General features: G+C 40.5%; 13 protein-coding genes. 2 read left to right on the forward strand and 11 right to left on the reverse strand.

Features of this window, described 5'->3' with window-relative positions; genetic code table 11:
• Positions 1 to 255: 255 nt before the first annotated feature.
• The 6 genes from NQ550_RS16060 to NQ550_RS16085 form a co-directional block, all read right to left on the reverse strand.
• Positions 256 to 1,242, reverse strand: coding sequence for an alpha/beta hydrolase (locus NQ550_RS16060; RefSeq protein ID WP_025577507.1), 987 nt, complete (start codon positions 1,240 to 1,242; stop codon positions 256 to 258).
• A 125-nt stretch (positions 1,243 to 1,367) separates the two neighbouring features.
• A complete protein-coding gene (locus NQ550_RS16065; RefSeq protein ID WP_025577509.1) occupies positions 1,368 to 4,748 on the reverse strand; it encodes a bifunctional diguanylate cyclase/phosphodiesterase in 3,381 nt (1,126 codons plus the stop codon).
• 262 nt (positions 4,749 to 5,010) lie between these two features.
• A complete protein-coding gene (locus tag NQ550_RS16070; protein ID WP_025577511.1) occupies positions 5,011 to 5,205 on the reverse strand; it encodes a hypothetical protein in 195 nt (64 codons plus the stop codon).
• A gap of 78 nt (positions 5,206 to 5,283) precedes the next feature.
• Complete coding sequence (locus NQ550_RS16075; RefSeq protein ID WP_025577512.1) at positions 5,284 to 6,141, reverse strand: EamA family transporter; 858 nt, start codon at positions 6,139 to 6,141, stop codon at positions 5,284 to 5,286.
• 1 nt (position 6,142) lies between these two features.
• The gene (locus NQ550_RS16080) at positions 6,143 to 6,769 is read right to left on the reverse strand and encodes an alpha/beta hydrolase (protein WP_025577514.1); all 627 of its coding nucleotides are present in this window, start codon (positions 6,767 to 6,769) and stop codon (positions 6,143 to 6,145) included.
• Between the two features lie 435 nt (positions 6,770 to 7,204).
• Positions 7,205 to 8,482: an L-cysteine desulfidase family protein gene (locus tag NQ550_RS16085; RefSeq protein ID WP_025577516.1), complete on the reverse strand. Its 1,278-nt coding sequence runs from the start codon at positions 8,480 to 8,482 to the stop codon at positions 7,205 to 7,207.
• Between the two features lie 441 nt (positions 8,483 to 8,923).
• Between NQ550_RS16085 and NQ550_RS16090 the strand changes: the two genes are divergently transcribed.
• The gene (locus NQ550_RS16090; RefSeq protein WP_025577517.1) at positions 8,924 to 9,856 is read left to right on the forward strand and encodes an AEC family transporter; all 933 of its coding nucleotides are present in this window, start codon (positions 8,924 to 8,926) and stop codon (positions 9,854 to 9,856) included.
• Positions 9,857 to 9,910: 54 nt separating this feature from the next.
• The gene (locus NQ550_RS16095) at positions 9,911 to 10,453 is read left to right on the forward strand and encodes an LOG family protein (protein WP_025577519.1); all 543 of its coding nucleotides are present in this window, start codon (positions 9,911 to 9,913) and stop codon (positions 10,451 to 10,453) included.
• Positions 10,454 to 10,778: 325 nt separating this feature from the next.
• Here NQ550_RS16095 and NQ550_RS16100 read toward each other — a convergent pair whose 3' ends face one another.
• The 5 genes from NQ550_RS16100 to NQ550_RS16120 all read right to left on the reverse strand — a co-directional run bounded on the left by NQ550_RS16100 (position 10,779) and on the right by NQ550_RS16120 (position 15,049).
• Positions 10,779 to 11,450: an energy-coupling factor ABC transporter ATP-binding protein gene (locus NQ550_RS16100; RefSeq protein WP_025577521.1), complete on the reverse strand. Its 672-nt coding sequence runs from the start codon at positions 11,448 to 11,450 to the stop codon at positions 10,779 to 10,781.
• Between the two features lie 32 nt (positions 11,451 to 11,482).
• Complete coding sequence (locus NQ550_RS16105) at positions 11,483 to 12,307, reverse strand: energy-coupling factor transporter transmembrane component T family protein (protein ID WP_025577524.1); 825 nt, start codon at positions 12,305 to 12,307, stop codon at positions 11,483 to 11,485.
• Between the two features lie 3 nt (positions 12,308 to 12,310).
• Positions 12,311 to 13,315 (reverse strand): cobalt transporter CbiM, encoded by a 1,005-nt coding sequence (gene cbiM, locus NQ550_RS16110; RefSeq protein WP_025577526.1) that lies wholly within the window; start codon positions 13,313 to 13,315, stop codon positions 12,311 to 12,313.
• A gap of 181 nt (positions 13,316 to 13,496) precedes the next feature.
• Positions 13,497 to 14,258, reverse strand: coding sequence for an ABC transporter ATP-binding protein (locus NQ550_RS16115; protein ID WP_025577527.1), 762 nt, complete (start codon positions 14,256 to 14,258; stop codon positions 13,497 to 13,499).
• Positions 14,255 to 15,049, reverse strand: coding sequence for an ABC transporter ATP-binding protein (locus tag NQ550_RS16120; RefSeq protein WP_025577529.1), 795 nt, complete (start codon positions 15,047 to 15,049; stop codon positions 14,255 to 14,257). The genes NQ550_RS16115 and NQ550_RS16120 overlap by 4 nt, the downstream gene beginning before the upstream one ends.
• Position 15,050 lies beyond the last annotated feature (1 nt).

Raw genomic sequence — 15,050 nt, forward strand, 5'->3', positions numbered from 1 at the left:
AAAAACATTACATACTTGTTCAGTAGCCCACAATTATTTTAAAAATAATGTACTGGCAGCTACAACATTACTTTTTTAATTACGTGACAAAAAATAGCACAGATTTTTCCCAAATACCAGTACCCTCCGCACTTAATGAACACTTTACATAAAATTGACCGAGACTTATCATGCATTTAACAAAACGCATCTGATAAGTCCCGGTCAGAGATTGTTGTCATTCGTAATCGCCTTTGGCGGTCGAAAACAGTCACATTATTTTTCAGAATTACTGCCATCATATTTCTCAAAAAACTCCATCACTGTACGCTGATACAGTTCCGGATCTGCATAGGCACTGCACAGATGCCTTGCTCCCTGTACAATGACCAGTTCCTTTGGTGCTTTGCACAGCATATAGTTCTGGAATGAATTGTTCGGGTACACATAAGTATCCTTCTCTCCATGAAAGAAAAGGACAGGTCTTGTATTCCTTTTCATAGCTTCTGTGGTATCTGCATCTTTCATACGAAATCCTGCCACAAAATGGCACAGACAGTTCATTTCCTTCAAAAGCAAAGGAATATAATGCAAATGAAACCAGTTGTCAGCCATATCCCGCATCTGTCTTTCCATAGACTGAAAACCACAGTCTGCGATCAGCCCTTTCACCTCTGACGGAAGCCTGTATCCGGATGCCATCAGTACAGCGGCTGCTCCCATAGACTGTCCATACAGATAGATTGGAAGCTTCTCCTCATTTCTCTCGGACACATAAATTGCCCAACGCTGCACATCCCATTTTTCCTTTGCTCCAAAGGTAATATATTTTCCTTCACTTTCTCCACAACATCGCTGTTCCATAAACAGAAGATTACATTGATGCTCATGGAGATATTTTGCCATAAATGACAGGGAACCAAATCTGCTGCCCCTGTAACCATGGCTTAAGATAACAAACCGCTTTGCATGCTCTGCCGGCAGATAGAATCCGTGGAGTTTTAATCCATCCACGCTTTGGATATAACAGTCCTGCATCTTCTGAGCCTCACACCATGCCCTGCTCTCCTCATATTCCTTTGCGTATCCGTTTCTGGGATGATTATCCCGTATATGGGATAATTCAAACCATTTCTTTCTTTCCTTTTTCCTTCCCCCTCTTTTGCAGCAGACCACCATGTTAAAAAAACGCCAGCCAATCTCCATAATCCCTGAAAAAAAAAGCAATCCTGCTGCTGACAACCTGAAAAATTTTTTCTTCATCTGATTTTCTCCTCTTCTTACCTGTCAGAATGTGTTTGAAATAACTACACCACTTGCTTGTCTGCGAGTCCTGTTGTACAAATGAAAAAGCCTCAGTGTAGCCCGAAATATTCACGCCAGCTTTCTCATAATCTGCTTTCTGTAAATTTTCTCATAAATTCTTCATACTCACAAGGCTTCCCCCAGAAATATCCCTGTGTGAATTCCGGGTACAGTTTTCGGATCATGGCCCATTCCTGCTCATTTTCCACGCCTTCAATGCAAATCCTCATATCCAGATTATGGATCATGGTGCAGAACTGATTCAGCAGATAATATTCCTGTTCATCTGCAACTGCTTTCACAGTGAAAGAGCGGTCAATCTTAATGATCTCCGGTTTCAGCTCGTTGAGATAATGGAAGTTCGAATATCCGGTTCCAAAGTCATCCAATGCAAGACTGATTCCCATCCGCCTCAGTTCTGTGAGAAAATGCTTCTCATTGATATTTTGTTCCAGAAGGTCACTCTCTGTCAATTCCACGATCAACGCTTCCAGCGGCAGTCCTGCTCTTTTCGTTTCTGCACTGATATCCTGGATCACATCGGACTTGGATGCCTGAACCTGGGAAATATTAATACTCACTCTAAAACCTGGAAGTACTTTCCGGATCTCGCTGCATTTTCCCATAGCTTCTCTCATCATCCAGCGGCCAGCCGGAATAATAAGACCGGTTTCTTCCAGAATCGGAATAAACTCTGCCGGTGAAATCATCCCGAGTTTTTCAGAAGTAAAACGCATTAAAGCTTCTGCTCCATAAGGTACTTTTTTATCTTCGTCAAATACAGGCTGATAAAAAGCCGTAAAACCCTGGCAGCCATTGAGCACAGCCTCCCGCAGTTCCTGGGTAATCTCCCTCTTCCGAAGAAATTTCCTGTAAGTTTCTCCGTCAAATATATAACAGCGGTTTCTTCCCAGCGTCTTTGCCTCATTCAAAGCAAAATCCGTCAGCTTCAGGGCTTCTGAATACTGATTTCCCTCTAATGCCGCAAATGACACAATTCCTCCTGAAACCGTATACATGACCTTAAACTCGTTAGATTCAATAAATCTGTCTGTTGCAGCTCTCACTTTATCATAAAGTTTATCTGCATCCCTCACCTGGTCAGAAGAAACATCCAGAATCAGAAATTCATCTGCCACAAGCTTGTACACTTTCTGTCCTTCTGACAGGCATCCGGAAATACAATCAGCCGTTTTCCTAAGCACAAAGTCACCGTACTCCTGTCCGAAGTTATCATTTATTTCCTTAAAATGATCAATTCCAATCCGAAGCAGATATCCTGTTTCCAGAGGAGTGTCCTGTTGGTCCATATACTCCCGGAATCCTGTCTCTCCTAATAACCCGCTTACATTATCTGCCTTCTGTCTTTCTCCAATCTCATTGATACAACCAATCATATAAAGAGGTTTCATATTATCATCCCGCACCAGATATCCTTTGCAATGAATCCAGACCGGCACTTTTTTCAGATCCAGCCATCGATATTCCATGCTATGTGTACAGCGGTCTGTTTTAAGAAGATTATCAAATTCCTCCTTCATTTTTTCATAATCAGGTTCATATACAAATTCTTTATGGTTTGAAATCACATTATGAAAACTATTTTTCGGAATACAGAAACGGTCAAGAGCCTGGTTTGCTATGTAATAAAAATCTGTCCGGAAATCAACCACATACGGGTAATTATCTGTGGTCGGACTCAGAAGATCGATCACGCTGCAAAGCTCATCCAAGGGCATGCTCTGATATTTCTTCTCCTGCAGGATCACTTCATCTGTAATTTCCTCTGTGGAATGCTTTTCCATACGGGAAAGCAAGTGACCCGGATCAGTTGACCGCGCAATCTTCTTCCTGCGCTTCTGACGGTACAGCATGGTATCGCTTCGCCTTACAATATCTTTAAAATCAAAATCTATATCAGGCTGATAATAAGCGTATCCTGCTGATATACTAAGCGGATAATCCAGCTTGTGTGTTTTCGCTGTTTTTTTCAGAAGCAGCTCCAGGGTCTTCAGCCGTTCCGGAATCATATCTTTCTCGTCACTGTGATATACATACGCAAACTCATCACCACCGATTCTGAAACAGTTCTTCACATTCTGAAATGCCTGACTGATACACTGATAACACAGCTTCAGCGCCTCATCTCCCTTTTCATGTCCAAAATTATCATTTATCACTTTCAGATCATCCAGATCAAAAACCACCACACCTGTGGTACTCAGTTTAATTTCACCTTCATCCAGATATTTCACCATATCCTCGTAAGCATTTCGGTTCATGGCCTCTGTGAGCATATCCATATTGGCTATTTTCTGCAGATAAATCACCTTTTGCTTCTGGATATATTGATCGTAATATTGAGAAACCTGTATCCAGATCAGCATAATAATAAACAGCATAGTTCCCATGGAAAGCAAAATGGATATCTGTTCAAATCTTCTTAAATAATAAAAAATCATTTCCGCCATTCCAAATCCCATGACCACGCACATAGGATACCGGAATTTTTGGGCTACATCATTTTCTTTTTTTCCGGCTTCGTAAAGAATGATCACAACTGTGTAAACCACATTTGCAACCATAATAACATGAATTACAGAAAGTAACCGGGACATATCAATAATTCCTGTACACTGAAGCAAAACATCGACTGCCATATTTGTAAGATAGAGGATGGAAAAAATCAATGCACCTTTGTGGTACCTGCTTTTGCAGATATCATATAACAGGAAATTAAATGGCACCGGAAAAAGAAAGAGTGAAAAATACTCCACAAAATATAAGGTTCTTCCATCCGGGATCAAAAACTGCAGAAAACCACATTGTACCAGTGTCCATACTGCGACCAGCAATGAAAAAAATCCAAGATTTAAAAAAATCTCAATTTTCGCTTCTGTCTTGTCGCTTCTTTTTCTTCGCGCTGCGCCACAATAGAGAAGTATGCAGATAACAGCGGCAAACAGGATTCCACAGCTGATCACCGGAATTCCAAGACTGTCCGTTAAGATTTTCAGAATACAATCGCCTCGTGTTCCGCATACAAGGCTGACTTCATTTCCATAATAGCCCTCATATACCGGAATAATTCTGACCTCCAGGTTTTTACCTGAACTGTCTCCGGGAATATCCACAATATGCCAGCAGCTTCCTGGTGTCTTCATAAAACCCGGAGCATCCGCTTCATTTCCATATTCATATATTTTTTCTCCATCCAGCCAAACTTCTGCAATGGTGTGGGTGGTTTTAAATAAGATAGATTTGGGAACATCGAAGTCTTTGGGCAGGGCAATATTCTCTGCTTTGATTTCTCCCTCTTTCAGTTCTTTTGTTTCGCACCGGATCGTATTATCCCAGAACAATTTTTCTCTGGCCGTACTCTGTCTGAAAATCCAACCTGAAAAACAAATGGCGAATATCCCAAATGCAAACAGAATAATCCATAGTTTTTTTTCTATTTTCATAGTCTCTCCCTTATCCAATATATCTGTATTCTGAGATATATCCAACAGTCAAACGGATAATATCAGATATTTTCTATATTTCGTACTTTCCATTGTATCACAGATTTCTGAATAATTGTTAGTGCTTTTTGACACTTTCTTTATTTTTAGAAACACAAAATTTTACGGCATTTTGAGTAAGAAATCAAAAAGCAGAAATGTCTTTCACGAATAAAATCGCTTCAGACATTTCTGCTCTATCTGCTGTCCTGTCTGATATACTTCAGACACAGGATAAATATACAATTTGGGGATAACGGTCTGCGTATTCTTTTTCCAGGCCGCATCTTTCCAGAAGTTCTTCCACTTTTCTACGGGTTTCGGTACGGCTTATCCCCATATTTCTCAGGCTTTCTCCGATTCCGTCCCCGAGCGTACAACGTGGGTCAAAGGATTCCATTGGCATCTGAAATACCATCTGAATATCCCTCTGCTACCTGAAAAAGCCAGTTTCCGCAATTATACTTTTCCAGATAGTCTTTCTTTTTTATAATAGTTATATCAGCAAAGCTAACGTTCCAACAACAATAAGAAGCAGTCCTGTCCCTGATTTCAATGACAGTTTTTCATGGAATACAATATATGAGAATGCAATGGTCACAAGGATACTCAGTTTATCAATCGGAACTACCACACTGGCCGGACCTGTCTGAAGTGCTCTGTAATAACATAGCCAGGAACCGCCTGTTGCAAATCCGGAAAGAATAAGGAACAGCCAGCTTTTTCTGTCAATGTTATTAACCGTATTCTGCTTTCCGGTCACAAATACTACAATCCACGCCATCACCAATACAACAGCAGTCCTGATCGCAGTTCCAAGATTTGAATTGACATCCTGAATTCCAATCTTTCCCAAAATAGAGGTAAGACTGGCAAAAACAGCGGAACCGACTGCATAAAGCAGCCACTTCTTATCTTCTGCCTTTTCCTTTGTTTCCTTTTTCTGTATCATCAGATAAGTACCGATACCGATAAGAATCATTGAAACAAATTTCAGCCACGTTATTTCTTCCCTGAGAAAAATAAAAGCCAGCAGCATCGTTATCACTGTACTCGATTTATCAATTGGTGTTACTTTATTGATATCTCCAATCTGCAGTGCTTTGAAATAGCATAGCCAGGATATCCCCGTTGACAGTCCTGACAAAATCAAAAAAATCAGGACTTTTGCCGAAATATCTCTGATTTCACTTTGTGCCCCGACCATGAATAACATAAGCCATGAAAAGACTAACACTACACCGGTTCTTAATGCCGTCGCAACATTAGAATCTGTATTTCTGATTCCGCATTTTGCCAGTATGGCTGTCAAGCCTGCAAACAGAGCAGAACCAAATGCAAATAATATCCACATATTATTTCCCCTCCATTACCCAGGCAAATGCTTTCGCAATTCTTATATCCGGTTCTCTAAAATGATTACCCTGATTCCATTCCAGATTACAATTTATCTCATGCTCTATAAGCCACTCATATCCCATCCGGATACAGTTTCCAACCTGTGACATCACCGAATTTCTCGTTTTTTCTTCTCTGTCACCAAGACTTAGATAAACTGTCTCACTTTTAATTTCATGTTCCTTCATATACTCAATAAATCCCGGAAACCAGACAGACGGTGAAGCAGCTGCAATGCCGGAAAATACATCTGTCTGATATGCTGCCCATAACGAGAACAGCCCCGCAAGAGAATATCCCCCGATATAATATGTCCTGCTTTTGTCTGTGCATAATGTCAGAATCTGCTCCAGTGTCCTGACAGCACCATCACCAAAGTCTTCATTTCCGAACACCGCTGGTGCTTTCCATGGAGACAACTCATAATTCCAGTCATCAACTTTTGCAGCAATGAGTCTGAAATCTGTTGAAGTCCGTTTTCGGATTTCTTCAACCTCATTCTTAAGAACAGATAATTCATGATCACCAGTCAACTGAATCAAAACAGTATCCGCATCTGGATTTCCATACTCATATATAGTCATATCTATCTGCTTACCTCGTAAAAATTTTTTACTTTCTCAAGTTCCTTGACTTAAATTTTATTTTCAGCAAATTCAGTCAAACAAAAAATCTCTTTATATTGACTCTATTCTTCACTTTCTTTATTCCAAGTCATTCATAATTTCATTTTAAGATGACCGTAATTCTGCTTTTCTTGTTTTAAGTCATTCATATTCTCTTCTATACATGACTGTAATTGTACTTTTTTCGTTTCAGGTCATTTTCATCGGTTTCTTAAGATGACCGTAATTATACTTTTTTCGTTTCAGGTCATTTATATTCCTATTTTCAGATGAACATAATAGACGAATTGAAATTTATAGTCATTATTTTTTCTTGTCTTATCACAAAACCAGTGCAATTATGTCTTTTTTTCAGCAGGAGAATATACCGTTCTTTTTTACTTTGTCATAAAATCAAACACGCTCTAACATAATCCGCAGAATTTCTTTGTCTGTTTCTTTCATTCCTTCTTTGCCGATCTGTCCTACACAGCTGATGGTTTCGCCGGCTTCTTCCTTGAGTATTCCGGTATATGGCGCATAGGACTGACCGTTCATAGCAAGGTGATGTGCCAGGAATGCAGCATCAAGGCTGGCGGCGATTTTCGCTGCACAGGATATTTTCGCTCCATCACAGATGATTCCCGGAATATTGGCAAGAGTATTCTCTATGGTCTTCTTGATCACTGAAAGTTCGCCACCTCCCATGTAGGTAATCCCCGCACCGGCTGCACAGGATGCGGATACCGCACCGCAAAATGCGGAAAGTTTACCGATATACTGTTTCTGGTATACAGTTAAGAGATTAGAAAATACCAGTGCGCGGTAAAGTACATAGTCCGGAAGTTCCATTTCTCTGGCATACACGATCAGTGGTACGGAACAGGCAATCCCCTGGTTTCCACTGCCTGAGTTGATGACTACCGGCATATCGCATCCGCCCATTCTGGCTTCGGAAGCTGCGGCTGTGAGGCTGCGCATTTTGGTAAGCATATCATTGGAATAGGTTTCGCGTATTATCCGGCCGATTCCAAGACCGTATTTACCAGTCATTCCTTCATGAGCGATTGCCATATTGCTGCGGATCTGATTTTCTATAATTTCTTTGACATCATCAATTTCTACAGTATCTGCAAATGTTTTAATGTCTTCCAGATTGAGTAGAGTTCTGTCTGCTGCAGCCGGAGTTTCACCGGATTTATGATCTGAATCCAGCAGGACTTCCTGGTTCTTTACGATCTTTGTTACATTTATATGATCGTATTTGATCTCCAGACTTACTGTGTCATCCCCTGCCTGCATTTCTATGATAAAGTGCAGGACTACCGGGGAGTCCAGAAGTTCTACTTTGCATATCTTTTTATCCAAAAGTTCACGACATCTCTTTCTTTCAAATTCATTTACATTCGAAAGAACTTCCATGTTCAGGGATGCGTTTCCGGCTACTGCACCGAGAACTACACCTGCTTCAATTCCAGTCAATCCGCCGGAGTTTGGAATGATAACACAACGGACATTTTTTATAATGTTTCCACTGCATTTTGCGGTGATATGTTCCGGTTCTTTTCCCAAAACTTCTCGTGCTCTGGCTGCTCCATATGCCAGTGCGATCGGTTCTGTACACCCCATTGCAGGAACCATTTCTTCCTTCAGGATTCCTATATAACTCTCATATATCCTTTCATCTAACATTGTACTGATGTCTCCTGTTCATTTTAATTAATACATATGATGTTATCCACGAATTGCTCCGCTGCAAAGCAGCTCCCGCAATCCTCTGCATATTTAAGTATGACATAATACTATCAGAATGTCCAGAAAGAATCAGCTAAGATCTGCTTCGTAATCCTTTAATTCTCCGGATGCCGTTATTGATAAACAATAAGCCTGACATATACTATGAATGCTGTTCTATAAGATTTCCGCTGAAAAACTGTCTGATAATATAATCTGAAACACTTTCTCAAATCTGTGGTTTGCTTCCTGTAAAATATTGTCAGCAACTGTTTCTGTTCGCACATTACTATTGAACCGCAACCGGGAAAGTTCTATAATGAGTTCCGACATCAGAAATCGGGTAAATACAATATTTCCGATGACGGACATTTTTAAGAATACGAGGTGGATAAGTTTATGAATATCAGCATACTGCTCATGGAACAGATCATTCAATTGTTTCTTATGATCTTCATGGGATATTTGATCGTGAAAGTTGGGCTTGTAAAAGATGAAGACAGCAAGGTTTTATCCAAAATCATTCTCTATCTAATCATTCCCTGTGTAATCATCAATGCTTTTCAGGTAGATTACACGATGGATACTGTAAAGGGATTGCTGCTTGCTCTGGCTGCATCTGTCATGACCCAGGTTCTTCTCCTGATCATTATCTCCATAGCCGGAAAGCTTTTGCATCTGAATGAAGTGGAAATTGCTTCTGTTTATTATTCTAATTCAGGAAATTTGATCGTACCCATTGTGACCTTTATTCTTGGACAGGACTGGGTTTTATATGGATGTGTTTTTATGAGTGTGCAGCTTATCTTTCTGTGGACACACTGCAAAAAGATTATCAGCCGGGAATCTTCCTACGACTGGAAAAAGATTGTGTTAAATATTAACATGATTTCTATTTTTATCGGTGTTGTACTTTTTTTCGCAAGAATCCATTTGCCGGAGATCATCAATAATACTCTTGGCTCAGTGGGCAGCATGATAGGACCGGCCAGTATGATCGTAACCGGTATGCTGTTTGCAGGAATGAATCTGAAACAGATTTTTGCTGACAAAAGAGTATATTTTGTATCATTTCTTCGTCTGATTGCAGTGCCTTTGCTTGCACTTGTAATGATTAAGATCAGCCATCTGGCTATGTTCTCTGCAGACGGAAATAAAATCATGCTTATTGTCTTTCTGGCGATCATCACACCGTCTGCTTCCACAATAACCCAGATGTGCCAGGTATACGGAAATGATTCACGTTATGCCAGTGCCATCAATGTCATGACTACACTGTTCTCAATTATTACAATGCCGCTGATGGTAATGCTATTTGAGGCAGTTATATAAAACAATTGCCATGTACAGATATTACCTGTACATGACAAAAGAAAGGAAATTACAATGAATATTACCGTTTATCTTGGAGCTTTGGAGGGGAATGATCCGGCACTTGGAGATGCTGTCCGGGAATTAGGAACATGGATTGGAAAAAGTAGAAATTCTCTGATATATGGCGGATCGAAGTCCGGTCTTATGGGACAGATAGCAGAAAGTGTGCTGAATGCCGGAGGAAAAGTAACAGGCGTGGAACCACAGTTTTTTATAGATTCTGAACTGCAGTATGATGAGATCACAGAACTGATCGTCACAAAAGATATGGCTGAAAGAAAAGCAAAAATGATTGAACTAGGTGATGCATTTATTGCATTTCCGGGAGGCACAGGTACTCTGGAGGAAATCGCAGAAGTTATGTCCATGGTTTCCTTAAAACACCTTAATGCCCCCTGTATTCTGTATAATCTGAATGGATATTATGACAGCCTGAAACAGCTTCTTGACCATATGATCAAGATGGGGCTGTCCTCAGAAAATCGTCAGCAGGGAATTTATTTTGCTGATGATATGGAAGATATTAAAGCACTTCTGGCTACAGTAACTAAGTAAAATTCAGATCGTAAACAATTGTCAAACACCCCTGGGGGATATTTACCTATTCATATATTGCATAGTTCATACTACTTTTTTCATGGTTTGAAATCCCTCTGGGAGGCTTGTTCTTTCCCATAATTTTGTTAAAATATAATCAATGCAGAGATCATTAAATATCAGTCAGCGAGATACTTAATGATCCATGTATCCGCACAAAGATTTGTGTCAAACAACAAATAAAGGTGCACAGACCTCCGCGCAATGCGCATCTAAAAACTCATTAAAAAAAGTACTTCGTCCGCAGGAAGTACTTTTTTTAACGAAAAGATAATTATCAATATTATGATAGTATCTTCAGTTCATGTTCTTCATTCATACAGGCAAATCTGGTACCGATAGTTTCAGCCAGTTGTCTGTTATGTGTAATCGTAATCAACGTTTTTCCTGCTTTATGAAAACTCTGCAGAAAATCCACCAGCATATCCTGTGTTTTTTCATCAAGTCCTGCAAGAGGTTCATCCAAAATCAGGACCTCAGGATTCAACGAAAGAATACATGCCAGTGAAACCTTTCTTTTCTCCCCTCCACTCAGATGATAGGGTGGTCTATCTCTTAGTTTTTCCAATCCAAATAAGTGCAGGCAGTCTTCTGTTCTTTTTTTAATCTCCGCTTCCGAAAGCCCCATCTGGACCGGGCCAAATGCAATTTCCTCTTCCACACTTCCACAGAAAAGCTGGGTATCTGCATTCTGAAACACATATCCCATCTGCTGATGAAACCATTTTGCAAACTGGCTGTTTTTTAATGTCTTTTCATTAATTTCATGTCCCTGATAAAAATATTTTCCTTCCGATGGAAAAATAATTCCATTCAATAGTTTAATCAGTGTTGATTTTCCACATCCGTTAGGTCCCTGAATAACTATAGAATCCCCTCTGTTTATGCAAAGATCCACATATCTCAGTGCAATTTCTTTTTCGTACGCAAAACATACATTCTCAAGTCTGATCATAACTGCCCTCTTCTGTCTTTTCCTGTCAATTATCATATCTTTCTGTTCAGATACCAGAACAATACAATACATCCAGCCATAATAAAAGTGCTGAAAATATCCGCTGCACATAACGTGTATTTCTGTTTTTTCTTATACTCTCCTGTAAATCCACGACAACACATTGCTGCATGCATTTCTTCTGCCATTTCACCAGATTTCAGAAATGAGATTCCCAGCACACCTGACAAAGCTTTTGCTTTCTGAGGATTCTTTCCCACTGACCTTAACCGGACAGACGTAAGAATAGCTGCACATATCTCTCCAAGCATCGAAATATATTTCAAAGTAATATCCAGCGTAAAAATAAATATGGATGGCAGCCGAAAAGTTCTCATACTCCCTGTCAGTTTATTCCAGGATGTCCCTGATGATAAAATACCAACCAGAGTTACAGATACATATACTCTTGAAGTAATATTCATTAAAGTCTGAGGAGTTCCCATAAATACAGATGGGAGAAGGATCAATATAGAAAACAGAACCGCACCTGCTGTTCCTCTCAGGATCTGACGGATAGCTTTTGCCGAAAAAAACGCCAGTCTGGCTGTCACTGCTGCACACATAATCAGAGTAAACAGATAATTTCCCGAACATGCAGTAAGAACAATATATAGAAGTGTATAAAACAGTTTCAGAGAAGGAGTGGCAGAAAATTTGCCATCCTTCCCTTCATAAAACCGCATTTTTGCAAGCACAGATAAAACTGATTTCGTACTTTTTGTTAAAAATGCTTCTTTATCTTTAGATGGAACATAAGTTTCTCCGGAACACATCCAGTCTGGAAGCATAGTTTCTTCTTTTTTATGATCATTCATCTGTTATGCAGCCTTCTTTTTAAAATCAACTTTCTCTTTCATCATTGAAGAAATAATCTTAAAAATGATCACCAGAAGTGCCACGCCTACAATAGCCGAAAGAATATATCCTGTCCACTCAGGTAACCCGGACATAGAATAATCAGGAAACAAAGTTGACAGTTCAAATCCATTGGTCATTCCTGACGGAGTGTATCCAAGCTGGCTTCCGCCACTTACCAGACCAGCGATTTCATCAGCACCCCATTCACCCCAGGCAGTACCGGTTGCCAGAAGTCCCAGAGGAGTCAGTACGATGAGAACAGCCATCAGTATATACAGTGGTTTAAATGCTGTCTTATCCGGAACAGCATCCAATGCTTTTGGTGTAACTTTTTCAACAAAGGTAAGTACCACTACTGTCAGAATAATCTCTGCCAGACCAAATAATGTAATATGTCCGATCATCATTGCAGGTATTGATACACTTAGCGGATACGGACAATAAAGAGCCTGGCCTTCTGCATTTTTGAACAGCAGTGGCTGAATACCAAATTCAACAGCTGCACAAAAGGCCGCAGCATTAATACCTATATATGAACTAATTGCCGCGCTAAGTTTGCGCATACCTGTTTTCTTCAAAAGAAGTTTATACAGGAAAAAGCCCAGATATGGCAATATAAATGCCATATTAAAACAGTTTGCCCCAAATGCAAGGATTCCGCCATCTCCAAAAAGAAGGGCCTGTATCAGCAGAGCAATAGAAACCGCTATGCACCCGGCTGCAGGACTTCCTGTCAGTATGGCAATAAGAGTTCCCCCTACTGCATGTCCTGTTGTACCGCCCGGAAGCGGAACATTAAACATCATTCCCAGGAATGAAAAGGCTGCCCCAATACCAAGAAGCGGCATCTTTGATTTCGGTATCTCTGTTTTTATTTTATGAATAGAATATCCCCACACCGGAAGCATGGCTGCTGTCATTACAGCACATGTTGACGGGCTTAAATAATTTTCAGGTATATGCATAAATATACTTCCTTTCCTGTGAAAATATTATTTTTATCTGGCGCGCACCTTACAAACAACTGTATTGTAGCACCACATTAAAGCGTCAACAACCCACCCAAGGGGATATCTATATATTCTTATCCGGCATAGTTTTGCCTGTATTTTTCATACCACTATCGCACTTCCAAAAAAATCACATTCACGAAAGTACCGCATCCACCAGTCTCTGCGTATACTCTTCCTTGGGTTCATTGATGATATCATCGGGAATTCCGCTTTCCACTACTTTTCCCTCATACAGTACCAGAACCCTGTCACAGAACATCTGGACAAGGGCCAGATTATGACAAATAAAAATAAAAGACAGCCCATTCTTCTCTTTCAGGTCTTCCAGAAGCTCCATGATCTGTTTCTGTATGGTTACATCCAGAGCACTGGTTGCCTCATCACAGATCAGAACTTTTGGTTTTACTGCCAGAGCTCTTGCTATCGCAGCCCGCTGACACTGTCCGCCACTTACCTCATGAGGATATCTTTTTGCATATTCCTTCTCAAGGCCGCACTGCTCAAGCAATTCTGCTACTCTTTTCTCCACATCAGCCTTTTTCATTCCACGGTTTCTAAGACTCTCACCAATTCCGTCACCCAGTGTCCTTCTGGGATCAAAAGAACCCACCGGATTCTGAAAAACCATCTGTATATCTCCATATACCTCTTTCAGCTGACTTTGTTTCAGTCTTGTAATATCTTTTCCTTCAAATTTCAATGTACCCTCTGTGATATCAGTCAGCCGGGTGAGCAGCTTTGCTATTGTACTTTTCCCACTGCCGGATTCTCCTACGATTCCCAGCGTTTCTCCTTTTTTTAGTGTAAAGCTTACATCATTTACTGCTTTAAAAGGATTTTTTCCTCTCTGGGTAAATATTTTTGTTAAATGTTCTGCCTCTAAAAGTATGCTCATACTCTGACCTTCCTTTGCAGCTTTGGTACAGCCTCCAGCAATTTCCTGGTATACGGATCCCGGGGATGATCCAGTACACGGTCTGCTGTGCCATATTCTACTGTTTTTCCATTTTTCAAAACCAACACAGTATCTGCCATTGCCCGGACTACCCCGATATCATGTGTCACGATCACAATTGCAGTTCCAAACAACTCTCTTAACTTAAGCATTTCCCTTACAACCTGACGCTGTACAGACACATCCAGAGCACTGGTCGGTTCATCCGCAAATAGGATGGGCGGATTCATAAGCATGGCAATTGCAATACCTGCTCTCTGATTCATTCCGCCTGACAGTTCAAATGGATAACTGTCCCACACACGCTGACTGTCCTTAAAGTTCAGTTTATCAAACAGATCCATTGCCCTGCTTTTGGCCTCACTTCTTGTTATCTTCGTATGTACACGCATACTTTCATAAATCTGTTCTCCAATGGTGCGGATCGGGCACAGGGAAGCACCTGCATCCTGAAAGATCATGCCAATTCCTGCACCTCTGATCTTTCTTTTTTCTTTCTCCGGTATATCCAGAATATTCTGATTCATATATCGGATATCTCCTCTTGTCACAAGACCATCCGGTCCCAGAAGTCCCATTGCGGCTTTGATCAGGGTGCTTTTCCCACTGCCGGATTCTCCCACAAGGCCAAGTATCTCTCCATGTTCAAGAGAGAAGCTCACATCATGAACCACCGCTTTCCCGCCAAATGATATCTCTACGGAATCGTAGGTCAGTATTTTTCTATCCATT

It is taken from the genome of Blautia wexlerae DSM 19850 (assembly GCF_025148125.1).
Classification (GTDB): domain Bacteria; phylum Bacillota; class Clostridia; order Lachnospirales; family Lachnospiraceae; genus Blautia_A; species Blautia_A wexlerae.

What these genes read in the sequence shown, in the direction of transcription:
- NQ550_RS16100 (WP_025577521.1), bottom strand. Translation starts at nt 11,450, where the DNA reads ATGATCAGACTTGAGAATGTATGTTTTGCGTACGAAAAAGAAATTGCA.
- NQ550_RS16105 (WP_025577524.1), bottom strand. Translation starts at nt 12,307, where the DNA reads ATGAATGATCATAAAAAAGAAGAAACTATGCTTCCAGACTGGATGTGT.
- NQ550_RS16085 (WP_025577516.1), bottom strand. Translation starts at nt 8,482, where the DNA reads ATGTTAGATGAAAGGATATATGAGAGTTATATAGGAATCCTGAAGGAA.
- NQ550_RS16095 (WP_025577519.1), top strand. Translation starts at nt 9,911, where the DNA reads ATGAATATTACCGTTTATCTTGGAGCTTTGGAGGGGAATGATCCGGCA.
- cbiM (WP_025577526.1), bottom strand. Translation starts at nt 13,315, where the DNA reads ATGCATATACCTGAAAATTATTTAAGCCCGTCAACATGTGCTGTAATG.
- NQ550_RS16070 (WP_025577511.1), bottom strand. Translation starts at nt 5,205, where the DNA reads ATGGTATTTCAGATGCCAATGGAATCCTTTGACCCACGTTGTACGCTC.
- NQ550_RS16075 (WP_025577512.1), bottom strand. Translation starts at nt 6,141, where the DNA reads ATGTGGATATTATTTGCATTTGGTTCTGCTCTGTTTGCAGGCTTGACA.
- NQ550_RS16065 (WP_025577509.1), bottom strand. Translation starts at nt 4,748, where the DNA reads ATGAAAATAGAAAAAAAACTATGGATTATTCTGTTTGCATTTGGGATA.
- NQ550_RS16080 (WP_025577514.1), bottom strand. Translation starts at nt 6,769, where the DNA reads ATGACTATATATGAGTATGGAAATCCAGATGCGGATACTGTTTTGATT.
- NQ550_RS16120 (WP_025577529.1), bottom strand. Translation starts at nt 15,049, where the DNA reads ATGGATAGAAAAATACTGACCTACGATTCCGTAGAGATATCATTTGGC.
- NQ550_RS16060 (WP_025577507.1), bottom strand. Translation starts at nt 1,242, where the DNA reads ATGAAGAAAAAATTTTTCAGGTTGTCAGCAGCAGGATTGCTTTTTTTT.
- NQ550_RS16115 (WP_025577527.1), bottom strand. Translation starts at nt 14,258, where the DNA reads ATGAGCATACTTTTAGAGGCAGAACATTTAACAAAAATATTTACCCAG.
- NQ550_RS16090 (WP_025577517.1), top strand. Translation starts at nt 8,924, where the DNA reads ATGAATATCAGCATACTGCTCATGGAACAGATCATTCAATTGTTTCTT.